Origin of the sequence: Trichocoleus sp. FACHB-40 (genome assembly GCF_014695915.1) — a bacterium.
Classification (GTDB): Bacteria; Cyanobacteriota; Cyanobacteriia; order Cyanobacteriales; family FACHB-T130; genus Funiculus; species Funiculus sociatus.
The window spans coordinates 165051-183835 of sequence record NZ_JACJPF010000044.1 but is presented as its reverse complement, the minus strand read 5'-3'; the positions used below and the strand labels follow the sequence as shown (position 1 = coordinate 183835).

General features: G+C 44.3%; 12 protein-coding genes. 8 read left to right on the top strand and 4 right to left on the bottom strand.

The features are described from left to right. The first annotated feature begins 21 nt into the window (after positions 1 to 21). Positions 22 to 3174 (top strand): efflux RND transporter permease subunit, encoded by a 3153-nt coding sequence (locus tag H6F63_RS08615; RefSeq protein ID WP_190636560.1) that lies wholly within the window; start codon positions 22 to 24, stop codon positions 3172 to 3174. A gap of 28 nt (positions 3175 to 3202) precedes the next feature. Next, a complete protein-coding gene (locus H6F63_RS08610; RefSeq protein ID WP_190636558.1) occupies positions 3203 to 3664 on the top strand; it encodes a hypothetical protein in 462 nt (153 codons plus the stop codon). 83 nt (positions 3665 to 3747) lie between these two features. Here H6F63_RS08610 and H6F63_RS08605 read toward each other — a convergent pair whose 3' ends face one another. Both H6F63_RS08605 and H6F63_RS08600 read right to left on the bottom strand, forming a co-directional pair. Further along, on the bottom strand, positions 3748 to 4104 hold the full coding sequence (locus tag H6F63_RS08605; protein WP_190636556.1) for a hypothetical protein: 357 nt from the start codon (positions 4102 to 4104) through the stop codon (positions 3748 to 3750). Between the two features lie 132 nt (positions 4105 to 4236). Continuing rightward, positions 4237 to 5352, bottom strand: a complete 1116-nt coding sequence (locus H6F63_RS08600) for a saccharopine dehydrogenase NADP-binding domain-containing protein (protein ID WP_190636554.1) — start codon at positions 5350 to 5352, stop codon at positions 4237 to 4239. A gap of 953 nt (positions 5353 to 6305) precedes the next feature. Between H6F63_RS08600 and H6F63_RS08595 the strand changes: the two genes are divergently transcribed. The 3 genes from H6F63_RS08595 (at position 6306) to H6F63_RS08585 (ending at position 11143) form a co-directional block, all read left to right on the top strand. Further along, on the top strand, positions 6306 to 8240 hold the full coding sequence (locus H6F63_RS08595) for a GAF domain-containing protein (RefSeq protein WP_190636552.1): 1935 nt from the start codon (positions 6306 to 6308) through the stop codon (positions 8238 to 8240). A gap of 36 nt (positions 8241 to 8276) precedes the next feature. Next, positions 8277 to 8441 carry a hypothetical protein gene (locus tag H6F63_RS08590; RefSeq protein ID WP_190636550.1) on the top strand — a complete coding sequence of 55 codons (165 nt, stop codon included), beginning with the start codon at positions 8277 to 8279 and terminating at the stop codon, positions 8439 to 8441. A 185-nt stretch (positions 8442 to 8626) separates the two neighbouring features. Beyond that, complete coding sequence (locus tag H6F63_RS08585; protein ID WP_190636548.1) at positions 8627 to 11143, top strand: EAL domain-containing protein; 2517 nt, start codon at positions 8627 to 8629, stop codon at positions 11141 to 11143. A gap of 345 nt (positions 11144 to 11488) precedes the next feature. Here the strand turns inward: H6F63_RS08585 and crtO are convergent, their stop codons facing one another. Continuing rightward, on the bottom strand, positions 11489 to 13192 hold the full coding sequence (gene crtO, locus H6F63_RS08580) for a beta-carotene ketolase CrtO (RefSeq protein WP_190636547.1): 1704 nt from the start codon (positions 13190 to 13192) through the stop codon (positions 11489 to 11491). 369 nt (positions 13193 to 13561) lie between these two features. On the opposite strand from crtO, the gene H6F63_RS08575 reads away from it, so the two are divergent. After that, positions 13562 to 13882 (top strand): STAS domain-containing protein, encoded by a 321-nt coding sequence (locus tag H6F63_RS08575; RefSeq protein ID WP_190636545.1) that lies wholly within the window; start codon positions 13562 to 13564, stop codon positions 13880 to 13882. A 78-nt stretch (positions 13883 to 13960) separates the two neighbouring features. On the opposite strand, the gene H6F63_RS08570 is transcribed toward H6F63_RS08575, so the two are convergent. Next, on the bottom strand, positions 13961 to 15100 hold the full coding sequence (locus tag H6F63_RS08570) for a SpoIIE family protein phosphatase (RefSeq protein WP_190636543.1): 1140 nt from the start codon (positions 15098 to 15100) through the stop codon (positions 13961 to 13963). Positions 15101 to 15839: 739 nt separating this feature from the next. On the opposite strand from H6F63_RS08570, the gene H6F63_RS08565 reads away from it, so the two are divergent. Further along, a complete protein-coding gene (locus H6F63_RS08565; protein ID WP_190636541.1) occupies positions 15840 to 16280 on the top strand; it encodes an anti-sigma regulatory factor in 441 nt (146 codons plus the stop codon). 277 nt (positions 16281 to 16557) lie between these two features. Further along, entirely contained in the window at positions 16558 to 18768 is a 2211-nt protein-coding gene (locus H6F63_RS08560; protein WP_190636539.1) for a phosphoketolase, read from the top strand. Positions 18769 to 18785 lie beyond the last annotated feature (17 nt).

The window sequence follows — 18785 nt, the reverse complement described above, 5'->3', positions numbered from 1 at the left end:
CTCACGACTGACAAACCAAAAATGCTCAGTGCCATCATCAAATGGTCTATTAAACAACGCTGGATAGTTGTCCTCGCCGCCGGGATAATTACAGTATGGATCTTTCGCGTGGCTTCGCAAATGCCAGTGGATGTTTTTCCCAATTTTGCTCCACCCCAAGTAGAAATACAAACTGAATCCCCAGGATTGGCACCAGAGGAAGTAGAATCCCTCGTTACTTTACCTATTGAAAGTGCAATTAATGGGACTCCGGGGGTAACAACAGTACGCTCTGCTTCAGCGGTAGGACTCTCAGTTGTGAAAGTTATTTTCAATTGGGAAACTGATATTTATCAAGCCCGGCAGTTAGTGACAGAAAGATTGCAGCAAGCTCAAGAAAAGCTACCAAAAAGTGTTGATTCACCCCAAATTTCGCCTATTAGTTCCCCTATCGGTACTGTACTCCAATATGCTTTTACTATTACCGAGGATAAACCTCAATCCCAAATCGACTTGATGGAGTTACGGCGCATTGTCGATTGGCAAGTGACCAATCGCCTCTTAGCTGTTCCTGGTGTCTCGCAAGTTGTGGCTTATGGCGGTGATATTCGCCAGTATCAAGTATTAGTTGATTCAGAAAAGCTGAAGGCGTTTAATGTCTCTTTGCGCGAAGTACAAGAAGCTGCTGCTGCTGCTAATGTTAATGCTCCTGGTGGTTATTTAACTAATCCAGACCAAGAATTATTAATCCGAGGCATTGGGCGAATTGAATCTATTGAAGACTTACAGCAATCAGTAATTACATCTCGCAATGGTACACCCATTATGCTAGGAGATGTTGCTGATGTTAAAATTGGTGCTGCCTTGAAGCGTGGCGATGCCAGCTTGAACGGCAAAAAGGCAATAGTTTTAATGGTTAATAAACAGCCGCTTGTTGATACTCCGACTGTCACTCGTGCCATAGAAGCGGCAATGGCAGAGGTTAAATCTGGCTTACCCAAAGATGTACAAGTGCAGGTAACTTTTCGTCAAGAAGACTTTATCGATGCTTCGATTGAAAATGTTAGGGAAGCTTTGGTCGAAGGTAGCTTTATTGTTGCCCTAATTTTGATTCCGTTTTTGATGAATTGGCGGACTCTCGTAGTTAGTCTCACGGCGCTTCCCTTGTCTTTGCTGCTAGGATTACTGGCGTTAAATTGGCTGGGACTGGGACTTAATACGATGACTTTGGGCGGCTTGGCTGTAGCCATTGGTTCAGCGGTAGATGATGCGATTGTGGATGCTGAAAATGTCTACCGTTCTCTGCGGGAATATAAGAACAAGGGACTGGGGACTGGGGAAAGTGAACAGAGGAATCTTCCCAATTCCCAATCCCAAATTCTAAATATAAAATCTCCTTTAGATGTGGTTTTTGAAGGCTGTCAGGAGGTGCGCGATTCTTTGTTTGGTGCCACATTAATTACTGTGGTTGTATTTTCCCCAATTTTTGCTTTGGCTGGTGTAGAAGGTCGCATTTTTGCACCGATGGGTATTGCTTATTTAGTGGCAGTTTTGGCTTCTAGTGTTACAGCACTTACAGTTACTCCAGCTTTATGTGCTATCTTACTGCCTCACGGTAGTTTTCCAGAAAAAGAACCGTGGGTGGCGAGATTTTTTAAAGGGCTTTATCGTCCCTTTTTAATGTTTTCTCTGCGTAGTTCTAAGCTAATTTCTGCGATCGCGATCGCATCTCTTGTAGCAGCAATTGCGATCGCGCCTTCGTTGGGACGGGTATTTTTGCCGGAGTTTCAAGAGCGATCGCTCGTCAATACCCTGACTCTCTATCCCGGTGTTTCTCTGGAAAATACCAACCGTGCTGGTGAAGCGCTTCAGGATGCTCTCAAGGACGATCCCCGCTTTGATTTTATCCAGTTACGATCGGGACGCGCCCCCGGAGATGCTGATGCAGCAGGTGTGAACTTTGGACATTTGGATGTGGAACTGAGCGAAGCTGGGATAAAAGACCGCACGGGAAGTATTGAAAAGCTACGGGAAGAATTTGCTAAATTACCTGGTGTTGCGCCCAATATTGGCGGTTTTATTTCTCACCGGATGGATGAAGTGCTATCAGGGGTCAGGAGTGCGATCGCGCTCAAAATTTTTGGCCCCGACTTGCAGCAACTCCGCACAATTGGCAGACAAGTCGAAGACATCATGAAAACTGTCCCCGGTATTGTAGACTTGCAACTAGAACCCCAATTGCCAATTAGACAGATTCAAATTCAGTTTGACAGGTCAGCTGCTGCTCGTTATGGTTTAACTGTGGGCGAACTGTCAGAAACTATTGAAACAGCGCTCAATGGAAAAGTCGTTTCCCAAGTCTTAGAGCAGCAACAAACCTTTGACCTTGTTGTGTGGTTAAAAGAAGATGCTCGCCGCAACTTGGATACTATTAGTAACTTGCTAGTCGATACTCCTAACAATCAAAAAATTCCCCTCGCTCAAGTTGCAAAAATTGACTACGGGACAGGCCCAAATACTATCAACCGTGAAAATGTTTCCCGTTTAATTGTTGTATCCGCCAACGCCAGCGGTAGAGATTTGCGCTCTGTAGTAGATGAAATTAGCGCCAAAGTTAAGCAACAAGTGCAATTACCTCCTGGTTACTTTATTCAATATGGCGGCCAATTCGAGTCAGAACAACGAGCTACCCAAAACATATTACTATTTAGCTCTTTAGCTTTCGTGATAATTACGATATTAATATATTTTTCAGTTAAATCTTTTCCCTCAACTGCGATGATTATGATTAATTTACCCTTAGCATTAGTGGGAGGAGTGCTTTCAATTGCGCTCACAGATGGTGTTATCTCTGTGGCTTCTCTGGTTGGTTTTATCACCCTGTTTGGTGTCGCCACTCGCAACGGGTTGTTATTAGTTGATAATTACAATGCTAAATTTGCCGATGGTTTGCCTTTTCGTGAAGTCATAATTGAAGGCTCGATGCAGCGGCTAAATGCTATTTTGATGACGGCTTTTACCTCGGCTTTAGGCTTGTTACCTCTGGTATTTGGCGGCGGTGCTGGTAAAGAAATTTTGCAACCTTTAGCGGTGGTGGTGTTGGGCGGATTGTTTACTTCTACAGCTTTAACGCTGTTAGTATTACCTGCTTTGTATGCTCAGTTTGGGAAAATTTTGATACCTAAAAAGGTTTGATATAAAGCGCCAAGGACGCAAAGTAAAGATGAAATTATTTAAGGTAAGTTTGGCTTTTTTCGCTATGGGATTACTTCTTTTGGGTTCCTGTAGCAACGGAAAACAAGCAGCAACTCCAGATAATAGTCCCGCTGTTTCTTCCTCAGAAACGGCTGACAAAGGCGACCACTCACAACCCTCCAAAGGAGGTAAAGTTGTGGAGACGGGAAACTATCATTTAGAGTTTGTTCCTGAAAAGGAAGATAAAGGCACTCACCTGGATTTGTATCTCCAGAAAGGTGACACTCACGAAGCAATTCCTAACGCCAAAGTAACGGCTCAGGTTCAGTTACCTAATGGGAGTCAAAAAACGCTAGATATGAAGTACGATGCTGAGGGTAAACACTACGCTGTTTTGCTACCTGAGCAAGCACCTGGGGAGTATAAAGTTGTTATTCTCTCTGATATTAATGGGGAAAAGGTAAATGGTCGTTTTACCTTTAATCGATAGGCATTTGTTGATAGCCAAGCGGTGAGGCAGAGTCTCTAATTTCTAGTTTCCCTAAGTCTGGAAACTAGAAATTAGAGATATTTTTAGTCGTTTCCTATCACCTTTTGAATTAAATCTTGCGCTTTTTCTATCAAATTTGGCTCGGAATTTTCTTCTGTAGCGCCTGTTACTGTCTTGACGTTAGCCTTTTCATTGAAGTCAAAGGTTTCATTGGCATTTTCTGATGCCTGCTTTTCTTCTTCTAAAATACCTGTGGCTTCGCTATATTCGTAGGCGCGATCAATTTTTTCTTGAGGTGATAGCTTGTCTTTTGAATGTAGCACTGCATAACTTGGCGCGGCGAAAATAAATATACCTGACAAGCTGATTAAACCCATCAAACCTAAAACAAAAATACGCTTTTGCAATCCTTGCTTGAGAGCTAATAAAATTCTTTGCATGAAAATTACCTCCTGATTTTTTTTCGCAAAAGTTTTACCAGACGCGAGTAGATAAAACTACTAACGTCATCTATTAGTACGAAATGAATCGTACTTGTCCAGCTACAACTGTGCCTTCTGCCGCAGGATACATTAATTTTTCTGAGGCAACCACTCTTGATGAATATTAAGCCCTCGGCTTTGCATGGTATGTTCAAATAAATCGGTGGGGAGTGCCTGTTCTACTGCCCAAACACCGGGTTTTTTAAGTTTCCCAGTTAGCACTAATTCGGCAAGGCTGCCAGTACCATAACCAGCTGCAACTGCGGTGTTTTCATGCACTAAAGTTGAGCAAAACTTGGCTGGTTGTCCATCTTTACGTCCGGTGGCTTCAGAACGAATGGCTACGCCAACTCCGGTAAAGCGATCGCTTACATCGGTCATGCGGTGACTGACTCTGGCTAAAAACTCGATGACATAACGATTTCTTAGCCAGCTGGAAGGCCACCAGTGGGCAACACTCCAGGTAAGGTAATTGTAAAAATCGGGAACTGTGCCAAATTTGGTGATTACGGTTTTGACTGGGAAAGTTTCCGGTAGCGTAAAGGCTTCTGGCATATCAAACCAGTAAACGCCAGTGCGACCGTAAGGCGGCGGAAACTCAATGACTTCGCGATCGCTATACGGCTTTATCTCCTGCCATTGACCATCTATCCAAACTTCAAAGGGTTTTTGCAACCCTAGAAATGTGGTTCGCATCACCGTCACCCCACTCCCGCCGGAACCCGATACGAGATAACTCAGGTGAATCCTGTCTGTCTCATCTAGCTGCTCGACGCACTGGCGCACCATACTATTAGAGATACCGGGGAAAATTCCCGTGTTAACAATCGCTGTCACCCCCGCAGCGGCAGCTTCTTCTCGGCAATCTAAGGCTTTGCGTGTATAGGATGGGTGATCGCTGACATCCAGATAGTTGACACCCTCTTTTATACAGAGTTTTAGGACTCTATCATCCCGGTAATGAAATGGCCCCGCACAGTGGATTACCAGATTACAACAGGCGATCGCATCCCTGAGTACCGAGTCGTCTGCCAAATCTAGACCCAGGAATTTCACTTTCGACCCCAGCTCTTGAGTGACCGACATCCCAGCAGCTTCGTGTCTGCCAGTAAGTATAACTTGCGCCTGTGTGTGTGCGACCAGATCGGCTGCTACGCTGCTGCCAATCCGTCCGCTTCCTCCAAGAATTAAAACCTGCTCTGTCATTAATCAAGTTTTATTAACGCTAACTTCAGTTCATCAGTTTAGAATACTTTTCTTCATCGGTTACAAGGAATACTTTGCCTCCTCAGAAAGGATGAAGAATAATTTATTCTCTCCATCTCTATGTATCCGTTACCTAACCTCTAGCCCTACTTAGTCTACAAAATTATCAGGATAATAAGGAAAAACTATTTTGATCTATGAGATACAGACAATGCGCTGCTGATTTGTGCTAATAGAATAATTCTCCTAACCTTCTGATACCAAACAATAGTACATTATGAGCAAATACAATAGTGTGTGAAATTGTTTAAAACCCCTTAATCTCCAAATAACCTGAGTACATTGTTCGAGAGTGCGCGAACAATATGATTATCTAAATTTGGCATAAATTCGCGCTTTGAAATTGTCCCAGATGTAGAAGAAAAAATGTTCGACCAGCAGATTGAGGCTTCTTTACGACGACTCCAAAACCTGAGTATGCAAGAATGCAGGCAGCTGTAGAAGAATGGCAAATAGCGCCGAAAAACGCGATCGCTCATCAAAACTCCTAGTCGCCACCCGTCATGGTCTGGAAGTGGAGAGGAGAGCGTTATTATGATTTGGTTTGAGGATAACCCCCGAAACGGGTATTTGGTGACAAATCCCATTGGGGTTATTATAGAAGCAACCCAAGCAGCAGCAAGCTTGCTGAAGGTTTCCCAGGAAAGTTGAGTGGGCAAACCGTTAGCTATCTTTGTGGCAGGTTCGGCTCGGCAAAACTTTTATACCAACTTAAGTCAGGTACTCCAAAGCCTAGAAACCAAGGAATGGGAGGTTAAGATTCAGACAAAGATAGGGGGCGTTCTTTCCTGTTGTCTTTAAGTTTAGCGCAGCACTAAACTTTAGCGGTCAGGTGATGGAATAACGAAAAGCTGTTAGAAGACATTACACAGCGTAAGCGGTACCAAGCAGCTATGGAGAGCGATCGTAATAATTTGGAAAAGCAAGTTGAACAACGAACCGCCGAGATTCAGGAAGCCAATGAAAAACTAAAACAGGAGATCGCCAAGCGTCGGCGGGCGGAAAAAGCCCTCTCGCAAAGGGCTGAAGGAGAATGGGTAATTCGGGTTATTACCGAGCGCATCCGAGGGTCACTAAACTTGGAGGAAGTTCTTAATACTACGGTGGCAGAAATCCGACAATTTCTGGAGAGCGATCGCTCTGTCATATACCAAATTAAGGGAAATGAACAAGCCGTAGTCGTGGCTGAATCAGTTGATGCGGCCTGGCCCTCTATTTTAGGGGTTAACATTGCCTCAACCTCTTTTAAAGAAAGGATAGCAGTTTATCGCGAGGGACAGGTAAGAGCGATCGATGATATGCAACAGGAAGGCTTTCCTATAGCTATCAACGAGTATGTGCAGCAACAGCAAGTCAAAGCCGCCTTGGTAGCTCCCATCCTGCACGGTAATAAGTTTTGGGGGGTACTGGCAACTCATCAATGTTCCGCACAACGTCACTGGGAACCGTTTGAGATCGATCTGCTCAAGCAATTGGCAACACAAGTGTCAATTGCCATTCAGCAATCAGAACTTTATCAGCAAGTGCAGCAACTCAACGCTAACTTGGAGTTCCAAGTACGCGAACGCACCGCCCAACTGCAACAGTCCCTCGACTTTGAAGCGATGCTTAAACGCATCACTGACGATGTACGCGATAGCCTCGACGAAAACCAAATTTTGCAAATAGTCGTTTGGGAATTAGCCGTCGGGTTAAACATAGAAGGCTGCGATACCGCTTTGTATGACAGCGATCGCGCTACCTCTACTATTCGCTATGAGTATACTCTGGGAATGCCTACCGCTCAGGGGCATTTGGTGGAAATGGCAGAGTTTCGCGAAGGTTATAATCAGCTTCTGCACGGTCTGTATTTCCAATTTTGTCCACTCGGCTCCGATATTCGCGGTACGTTCGCTAGACTTCTTTGCCCGATTTTCGATGACCAAGGTGTGCTAGGTGATTTATGCTTATTCAAGCCGCCCCAAGAAGCCTTTAACGAAAAAGAAATCCGACTGGTGCAGCAAGTGGCGAATCAGTGCGCGATCGCTATTCGCCAAGCGAGATTGTATCAAGCAGCGCGATCGCAAGTCGAGGCTCTAGAAAATCTCAATCGCCTCAAAGATGACTTTCTCAACACCGTTTCTCACGAATTACGCACCCCCGTCGCCAACATGAAAATGGCGATTCAAATGCTTTCCATCGCCCTTAATCGAGACTCGCCATTTTTAGCGGAACTCAGCAAACCAAAAGCAGAACAAAGCAAAGTGGCTCGGTACTTTCAAATATTGCAAAACGAATGCGATCGCGAAATTCGCCTCATTGATGACCTTTTGGACTTGCAGCGACTCTATACAGAAGCTCAACCTTTATTACTAACATCAATTCAGCTACAGGAATGGCTACCGCCAATTGTAGAACCATTTCAAGAACGATCCGAAAACCGCCAGCAAACCTTGCTTCTTAACATCCCCCCCAATTTGCCCTGCTTCACCTGCGATCCCACTACTCTAGCCAGAATATTGACCGAATTGCTAGAAAATGCCTGCAAATACACCCCCCCATTAGAAACAATTACACTCACAGTCCAAGCTGTTGAAATATCCCACTCAAATCTCATGCAGTTGAGCGTAATCAATTCTGGAGTTGAGATTCCACAAAGCGAACTAAATCGGATTTTTGAGAAATTCTATCGCATTCCCAGTTCCGATCCCTGGAAGCAAGGCGGAACTGGATTAGGACTAGCTCTAGTAAAAAAATTAGTAGCACATTTGGGAGGTACCCTGCGAGTAGAAAGTAAAAATCGTCAAACCACATTTACCATAGAGTTGCCCATTAATGATCTTAATTAATCATTATTTCTTAAACAAGTAAAATATACTATTGATATGCGTCAAACCATTAACGGATGCTATCTACTGCACAATGGTTGCACTTGGCTGTATCTGCCTATTTCCCAGGCTTCGACATTAGCTTGTAGCAGTTGCAATGCTGCTGTCGCCGCCACAACGGTTACGCAACTATTACTCTTACCAGCGACAGTTACCACCTAAATCAGCACAGCTTGGATAATTATTTCCCGAACCGAGTTTAAATAATTTATACATGAAATTCACATTCACTTTAAAAACTTCCCAGTATAATTCCGTATAATTTGGGAGGTAACAGTTATAAGAATACTGTATTCTTTTAATTAGTAAAAATAATTAGCCTAGGTAGAATAAACAGGATAAGGAAATTGGAACAATTTTGTCATGTTTTGGTAATTGAAGATCCAAAAGGTAGACGTACAGTTTCCTTTGAAGCTAGTACCTATTCACTAGGTCGCGATCGCAGTAACTCAGTAGTTTTGAACTCTCGACTAATTTCTCGCCATCATGCTACTTTGTTCCGAGTTAAAAATCCAGTAAATGGCGATTACTTATATTGGATAATAGACGGAGACTTACAAGGTAATCTTAGCACGAATGGGCTAGTTGTCAATGGGCGACGTTGCTTTGCTCACGAATTAAAGCATGAGGATATGATCATATTTGGAGGGATTATTAAGGCAAGCTATCGGATAGTACCTAAATTATCAAAGACAGAATTACTAAATTATGGCAAACAAGTAGATTTTTCTACTTTTCCAGCCTGCTCAAGCACTCTCTTTCAACCGATATCAGCATCAAATCTCAAGGTTGCCAAATTAAGTGAATCGGCTCTAGTTAGATTAGCTTCTTTTCCGGAACTACTACCCAATCCTATTGTAGAAATTAATTTATCAGGGACAATTACATATATAAATCCAGCGGCACTAATAAAATTTCCTGATATTCAAGAGGCTACAAAACAGCATCCGCTGATCGGAGATTTAATAGCAAAGCTTCAAAAAAGTAAAGGGAAAGTTTTTGTTAGGGAACTGCAAATTGGTAGTGAAGTATTTGAACAATATGTACACTACATTGCTGAAAACGAGCTAATTAGAAGTTACGTTTTTGATATCACTGAGCGCAAGGGGGCAGAGGAAGTATTAAAAACGCAGGCTTTAGTGCTTGAGAGCATGGCAGAAGGTGTCAACGTCTCTGACGAAAATGGCATTATCTTCTTTACTAATCCAGCATTTGAAGCAATGTTCGGATATGAGCGAGGTGAGTTGATTGGCAAACCTGTATCGATTTTAAGCGCCCATCCACCGGAAGACAATACTCAAATATATGGCGATTTCGTCGAACAATTACAGGCTCAAAGTTCTGGATTTGGAGAGTTTTTTAACCGCAGGAAGGACGGCTCTCTGTTCACCACCTATGCCCGGATCAGCACCTTAGAAATCGGGGATAAGAAATATTGGGTTTGCGTCCAAGAAGACATTACTGAACGCAAAGCTGCTGAGGCAATGATCCAATATCAAGCTTTTCATGACCTCCTCACAGGTTTGCCAAACCGAACGCTATTTAATAAAAAACTTCTTCAGGCACTAGCAGATGCACGTTATCGCCAATACAGTTTGGCTGTCATGTTTATCGATATGGATCGCTTTAAGACCATTAACGATACACTGGGACACGCTGTGGGCGATCGCTTATTACAACTCTTTGCAGAACGAATGGCAAACTGTCTGCGGGATAATGACACTGTTGCCCGTTGGGGAGGCGATGAATTCACCCTGCTACTGCCCCACATAAACGATCCAAAAGATGCCGCCAAGATTGCTCAACGCATTTTAGATGCCTTGAAACCTGCTTTTAGCTTGGAGGGACACCAACTTCATATGAGCAGCAGCATCGGCATCGCTCTTTATCCCCAAGATGGAGAAGATCCCGAAACTCTCTTAAGAAACGCTGATATTTCCTTATACCGCGCCAAGGAACAAGGCAGAAATAACTACCGATTTTATGTCCCAGCAATGAATTCTCAAGCTAGTGAATTATTAACGCTGGAAAATCGGCTGCACCATGCTCTCAAACAGGGAGAGTTTGTTATTTACTACCAACCGCAAGTAAATATCAAGACGGGAGAGATTATCGCGATGGAAGCACTTTTGCGTTGGAATCACCCGACTCTAGGACTCGTCTCTCCGAAAAAATTTATTCCCCTGGCTGAAGAAAACGGATTAATCATACCCATTGGTGAATGGGTATTGCGGACTGCTTGCGCTCAAAATAAAGCTTGGCAAAAAGCAGGTTTCTCACCGCTAAGGGTGGCAGTTAACCTCTCAGCTAGACAGTTCCAACAACCGAATCTAGTAGCAATGGTGAGGCAGGTGTTAGCAGAAACAGGACTTTCGCCTCACTTTCTGGAGTTGGAAATTACAGAAAGCACTATCATGCAGAATGTGGACAAAGGACGGGAATGGGTGCGCGATCTGTACGCGATGGGAGTTCACATCAGTATGGATGATTTTGGGACAGGCTATTCTTCTCTGGGTTATTTAAAGAAATTTCCGTTCCATACGCTCAAAATCGATCAATCTTTTGTGCGCGATTTGCGTGATCAACCGGAGGATACAGCGATTATCTCGGCTGTGATTGCATTGGGGCGTGGTTTGAATCTCCGGGTAGTGGCTGAAGGTGTGGAAACTCATCAGCAAATGGAATTATTGCAAAGTCTCCAGTGCGAGGAAATGCAAGGTTACTGGTTCAGTATGCCCCTAGAGGTGGACGATGCCACAAACTTCCTGAATAACTATAGGATGAAATCTAAACTTCCAGGGCATGGGGATAATAAAAAAAAATCTGAAAATGCAGCTTGCCAATACCTGAACTGTTGTGCATAGTTTCTATCCCTGATAGAGATGGAAGCGTCGGAGCGATCGCATTCTCGATTTATTTATAGATAGGTCTATCAAGGTTAAACTCAGCCGGACTATCTCCAGTCTCCAAAAGGTAGCGGTCTGTATAACTTAAAACAAGATTATTTAATATAAACTCGCCCAATACATGAGCCAGCTTTCCTTGGTAAGTAATCTGCGTATTAGCGATATCAAATCTGGTTGATTGCCCATAAATATAGAACCCCACCATAGCAAGCGGTGGCTCTCCTCCCCCGCTTGCTCTCTATGGGTTGGGGTTCCTTTTAATTATGGGTAATTAACCAGACATGATATGAGACGAATTTACGGCTAGGTGTCAGAGGAGATTTTAAAGACAGACTCGACAGTTGATCTGATAGAATTCCCCGCATCCTTCAGAGTTTGGGTAAATGGCTGCTGCGTGTGCAGGAAAACACGAGCGCAGTTGCGTCCAGGCATCCCGGAAACGGAACCGCCTGGATGGGTTCCAGCACCGCTCAAGAATAGCCCTTCTATGGGAGTTTTGTAGTTAGCTAATTCCGGTAAGGGACGGAAGAAGATCATCTGGTCGAGGGTCATGTCGATGTGGTAGTAGTTCCCTTTATAAGCCCCCAGTCTATCTCCCAGTTCGGCGGGGCTTTCCACAGCACGAGCGATGATTGAGTGCTTGAGATTTGGGGAATACTCTGCCAGCTTGTCCAGCACCCGGTCGGCGACTTTGTTTTTTAAATCGTCAGTCCAGCCAGTGCCATTTTGACCTGTTCCCTCGGCACCAGCAATCTGATAGGGGGCGAAAAACTCAATCCATAAGGTATGCTTGCCTTCTGGTGCCATCGACGGATCGCGCACTGTTGGTACAACGACATACATTGAGGGGTCAGAATCGGGAATATTGCCGATAGATGCTTGGCTGTGGGCCATTTCGACGTGACGCACCGAGTCAGCGATGAGAACAGAACCGATGAGGTATTCATCTTGGTGGTTGTGGTGTTCAAAGCGCAGAGGTTCAGATAAAGCGCAGTCAATTTTGAGAATAGTTTCGTTGTTGTTGACGATTTTACGCTCCAAGCGATCGCGCAAATTTGGGTCAGCATCATCAACATCTGCCTCGTCCATTAAGCGCAGGAACAAGCGTCTAGCGTCAATATTGGAGATTACCCCACGTTTTGCTCGGTATTCGGTGCCACCTGCCACCCTAACGCCTACCGCACGACCATCATCCACTAAAACGCGCTCAACGGTCTGGTCAGTCAGCACCACCCCGCCCTTACTATGCACTAACTTTAGCAAAGCATCCACAAGTGCGCCGCTACCGCCCTTGGGTCGTGCCATACCGGGATCGTGGCGCATTGCCATCATAATCGCTCCCACAGAAATTGTTTTTTGGGAAGGCGGTGCGCCAAGTTCTGCGGCGAGTCTAGCAAGGGGGGCTTTGAGAAATTCCGAATCAAACCACTCATTGAGAATATCTTCTGGGCTAGTGATCATATTCCGAATTAGATCCAAGGTCTTATTCGGGCCACCTAGCACTGAGAATAAATCTTTAATTTTTTTTAGGTCGTAGTTGCCAGCGATGTCAATGATAGATTTTGGCGGTGCATTGAACATCGGAATCATTGCACCAATTAGCCGTTGCCAGTAATCTGTGTATTCGGCGTATTTTTTGGCATCGCGCTCATTATACCGGGCAATTTCCGCACAAGTTTTTTCTACTGACTTGTGACCTAAAAAGTATTTGCCGTCCGGGTGGGGACAAAAAACTACTGGATCGCAATAAAGATATTCCAAGCCATATTTAGTAAGTTCTAACTCTTCAACTACTGGCCCCAAGTGAATGAACTCGTGGTCAATTGAGCAGAGATTGAACTTAAAACCAGGTGCCTCTTCAGGTAAAATTTCTTCAGTTGTCGCGCCGCCACCGGGAATTGAACGCTTCTCCAACAGCAGGACGCTGTACCCGGCTTTTAGAAGATATGCAGCACACACTAACCCATTGTGACCAGCACCAATAATAACGACATCGTACTCTTGCATGGACAATTCTCGCGAAACCCGTATATATATTCCCCGATTCTAAAAAAGTTAAGAAGTTTAAAGGGTCTATCACTCGAAAGAGATTGCTTGTCCTACAGGCAACAAAGCTTGTAGAGGAAGGAGACGTTAGCACGGCTTAGGGGAAGCTGCCCTATACAGGCAGAAATCTTTCACTTCCGTAGAAGCGGGGTAGGTTGAATTGGCGGTTTACTTGTCCTCAGACAGAAGCGATCGCAACTAAATCTAGCCTTGCTCCCTTAATTGGAGAGATTTTCTTAAATCTTACCCGCTAAAGCCTAGCTGAAATCTACCTTCACAGTTATACTGTCTAGGTCTAGCTCGTCGTTCAAAGGGTCCGCGCTACAGAATATGAGTCCTGTTGTTAAAATTGTTCAACCCTCTGGAATTTTAGACGGTATGAAAGCGGGTCAGTTTCGTCAAGAAATTAGCGATATTGTGGAAAATGGAGCCGATATTGTGCTAATTGATTTTAAGGATGTTACCTTTATGGATAGTTCTGGGTTAGGGGCGCTGGTTCTAGCGCTCAAAACTGTTCGAGCTTCTGGTGGAAAACTCTTTATTTGCTCTATCAATGAGCAAGTAAAAATGTTGTTTGAACTCACCAGTATGGATCGTGTGTTTGAAATCTTTCCTAATCGAGACGACTTTTCTAACCAAGTTACTTCATAGTGATTTGCTAATTGCTAATTGCTAATTGCTAATAATTAAAGAGCCATTAGCGATTAGCCATTAGCCAACGACTAAGGACTAAGGAAAATTGATTTGCAACAAAGACAAATCATCATCGAAATATTCTTTAGGGTTTACAACTTGAACGGAACGCAATACCCGGTCTAAATTACTCTCGCTCTTGTCGCGGCAGCTTGTAAGCACCTGGACAAACGCATCAAGCCCCCAAATGTTGCCGTCTGGCTGGTTAATTTCATAAATTCCATCGCTAAAAATGTACAGGGTGCTGGATTTTTCCACTTCGCAGAAATCATCCATAAATTCTGCATCCGGAAACATCCCAACTGGCAAGCCTGGGGTTTTCAAACGTTTTACTTGGGTAAAAAAGGGAGTTTTGGCGGAGATTAAAACGGCTGGTGGATGTCCAGCGCTAGAGTAAACTAGGGTGCGCTTAATTCGGTTATAAACACCGTACCAAATGGTAAAGTATTTATCATTGCGCTGAGTCATCTGGAAAGTTTCATTTAATCCCTTGAGAACATCGCTGGGCTGATAGTAATTAATCTTAGCCATCACTTGGTTCTTCAGCAGATTCATCACCGAAAGAGAGGGTAAGGCAGCCCGCAATCCATGTCCAGCTACATCCAGCAAATAAATGACTAAATGATCCTTATCTAGCCAATAGTAATCAAATCCATCGCCTCCCAGCTGTCGCGAGGGAATAAACCGCGAGTCGATGGTTACAGGTGGATCACACAGGGGCGAGGGCAAAATGGAACACACATACTCGGCAGCTTCGGCTAATTCGTCTTCCAGCAACTGTTTTTGCTGCTTCAAATCCCGGCTGAGTTGGTGCAGCCTCAAGCCCGACCTCACTCGCGCCTTCAATTCATTCATTTCAATGGGTTTGCACAAGAAATCATCCGCGCCAGCATCCAACCCTTTAACGCGATCATCGACGGAACCCATCGATGTCAGCAAAATAAAGAAGGTGGTAGAAAGTTCTGGCGTTGCCTTGATTCGACGGCACACCTCCAGTCCGTTCATGCGCGGCATGATCCAGTCGCAAATTACCAAAGCGGGGCTTAACTCTTGGGCTTGAATTAACCCGGCTTCGCCATCGCTTGCTACCGTCAAATCGTACCCTTCGCTTTTGAGTGTTCTTTTCAGCAATAGCTGAATCGCAGGGTCATCATCAATAATCAAAACTTGAACCATGAGACAGAGAGACTAAAGGTCGATTAAGATGGACATTAGGCAGATTAAACTTCAAAGATGACACCTGAAACTCAGTTGAGTTTTAATAAACTTAACCAAAAACATGGACAATCATAAACAAGTATAGTCATTGGCTACCAAAGTCTTCCTTTGCTTTCCACAAGTGACTGACTCGCATTATGATAATTAACATCACTATTAGACTCAAAAATGTCCATGCAGGTAAGAAAGAGACACATCATCACTAAATCTAACAAGTTATACCAACAAAGCAATGCCTTCTGTTTCCAGTTTAATAACCTTGTGTAAGAACTAAGCACATACAGCACTATCTAAGTAAAGGTTTGTTTACAGAAAGGCTGTGCTGTACGCCGTTATAACCTATTTAGCTTGTCTGACGCAATGCGCGATCGCTTGCCGCACCACAACACTTACGCCCCCACCACCTTTTACATCAACTTGTCATGTATTCCTTAGTATAGTGAGAAAGGGAAATGCAGCTCACAAGCAATAAACTTTATGGCTACAGCAACTGTTATATCGAAATTTAACTTAATTAGGAAAAATGGTGTGTTGCTGCTTTTAAAGCAATGCTTTAAAAGAAAAAATAAAAACTTATATATTCAATTATATTAGTAGTAGTATAATATTCAGCGATGAATTTAAGTTCAAAACAAATAAAAGCTATTTGTTTGAAACAATCAGTTAAACTGTTGTTAATTTAAAGGGATTTGAACAGTTGAACGAAATCAAGAAAATCTGTTTACAAGTTACCACAGACCTCAAGGCTTTAGACAGTGTTTTGTCAGGGTTTGAGAGTATAAATCAACCATTTATTCCTAAAAAAGTTTGGTTGCAGTGTCAACTAGCACTAGCAGAAGGGTTTACTAACGCTGTTCGCCACGCCCACAAAGGTAAACCTTCAGACGTGCCTATTGATATCGAAGTTACTCTGTTTGCAGAACGTTTAGAGATGCGGATTTGGGATGAAGGGCCGCCATTTGATTTAGAAAAACGAATCAAGACTCTACCCGAACTAGCGAATAAAGAATCTGGCGGTGGGCGGGGAATCGCAATTTTGCATAAAATAGCGGATTCTTTGAGTTACAGCCGCACTATAGATAATCGGAACTGTTTGTTTATTATTAAACATTTCTCCAGTTGTTTTGAGCCTAAGTGAAAATTAACCAATAAGTATAAGTTGTATTTCTAACAAGGTTTTAATATTTGAAATTAAAAGTTGCCGAGGATTTTATAGGCCTATAAGGCTGTAGGATCAAAGGTTAAGGGACTAATGAAGCAGAGACTTCGTATAGCTTACGAAAGAAAGTTGTTTTTGGTTTAAGTTAAATCACAACAAGCCCAGAGATTCGATGTGCGCGACGCGATCGCGTGTTGCGTAGTACATTGCGTTTAGAACTTCAAGCGCAGTTAATTTAGCAAAGGTATCTGTAATTATGACAGCAATTCAAGAGGCAATTGTTAATAAGCCTGCTTTTTGCGATGGAATTCAATATTTTGGCGAAGAAATGCCAGAATTTGAGAAATTTGGGAAATCGCCAGCAATAGAAGAGGGGAAAGATGCGATCGCATCCACCACAGATCCGGCTGCTGTATTCCAAACTTTACTTTATGCCGACGCTTTGCGGTACCTTATCCTGCAAGTTACAGCCTCTAAAGCATCAGGACACCCTGGAGGTTTTGCTTCTCAAGCGGAAGCTTATGCCTCTTTGGTGATGCTGGGTCACAAGAATATCATCACCGAAGTTGGACATCACGCCCCTGGATTTTATAGTGCCATGTTTCTCGATCGGTCGCTAGAAGACATGGGGATAGAAACAGTACAACAATTGCGCGATCGCTTCCGAGAAAAACACGGACTCCTGGGACACCTTTCCGGCTACATTCCCGGCATTTTAGCCCCCGCAGGCCCCCTCGGACAAGGGCAACACTTCGCAATGGCAGCAGCTTTACTGCATCGCGACAAACTTTTCCCCTTTACTCTCGGCGACGGCGGTTTAGGCGAACCATACATTATGAGTGGGATGGGACACTTCCACACCGCTTATCCAGATGTCACCAACTTTTTACCCGTGTTGGTTTGGAACGGCTACAGCCAGGAACACCATAGCATGGTGTCCACCAAATCCAACGAACAGATGATTAACTACTGGCGCGGTAACGGGTTTGAAGAAGTTATCTTAGTCAACGCCAAAGACTACGACGATCAAAATCAGCCTGGAGATTACGTCGATAGTACCGCCTTCTCCTTCGAGAAGCGCTTGGAATTTACCAAAGCTGTTCTCGTCGGCGTGGATAAAGCTGCAAAATCTGCCCTTGGCGGCAAACTTACAGTATTTATCATCAAACAGCTAAAAGGTGCAGGTGTCCACGCACTAGGGGCAAAATCTCACAACCTCTATGCCAAAGATACCCTGGATGCTCCCCATATTATCAGTGCGTTGAAAACGCGCGCTTTGTCACCTGCTGCATGGGAATTAGTCAGGACAAATTGCGTCAACGCCGGCGGTGGCCCAGCGGCGAAAACAGCCGTGACAGAATTTGAATTACCTTTACCAGACTTAGGCGAACTTCCCTTAGAAGAATATCCCGTGGGTGGAGATTCTAAAGTTTCCACAACCGCAATGGGACGTTTAGTAGGAAAAGTCGGAGAAATAGACAAAAACTATCTTGTCACCAACGCCGACGGTAACGAAGCTTCTGGTATCGCCAACATCAACCAAGCGCTGAAAATTATCCACCCCACAGTTGACGACTTGTATAACCAAGCACCAGGCGGACAAGTTTACGAACCCCTGAGTGAAGATGCTTGTGCAGGCTTAGCTGCTGGTATAGCTTTGATGGGAGGACGTACCCTGTGGTGTTCCTACGAATCCTTCGCCATCAATGGCGTACCAATTTGGCAAACCGTGACGCAAGCGATCGCAGAATTGCGCCGTCCAACTCCCTCTACTATTACCTTATACACCGCCGGAGCATTAGAGCAAGGGCGCAACGGATGGACGCACCAACGCCCAGAAATTGAAGCTTATTTCGCCGCCATGATGCGGAATGGCAACGTTTTCCCCCTGTTTCCCCCCGACGCTAACAGCATCCAAGTTTGCTATGACTGGGCGCTAACAACTAAGAATAAGGGAGTTGTCATTACTGCTAGTAAGTCGCCGCTACCAATTCGCACCACCTTTGAACAAACCCGTCAAGCCTTGCGCGATGGTGCCATTGTGCTGCACGAAATCCCCGGTGACAAGATGGTAGTCTTTGCCGTAATTGGCGACATGACGCTAATGCCTGTTTTTGAAGCCGCAGCCTTCCTAGAAACCGAACAAATTGGCGTGCGAATTGTCTCCGTTATCAATCCTCGCCGTTTGTACCGTCCCTCTGATGTGTTGTGGGATACCTGTTCTCAAGCTGATGACGGTTTCTTAGATGATGCTGCATTTGCCAAGCTATTTGATGGCGATGCACTGGTTGGTGTCACGGGTGGCGCTTCCGGGATGCTGGAACCGATCATGCTGCGGAGTAACTGCAAGCGCGACACCTTCGCCTGGAAGCGTGGAGAAACTACAGCCAGTGCTGGTGAGTTGATGGCGTTTAATGGTTTAACCGCTGAGGCGTTAACAAAACGCGCTCAGGAATTGCTGCATTAAACTGGATGTAAAGTAAT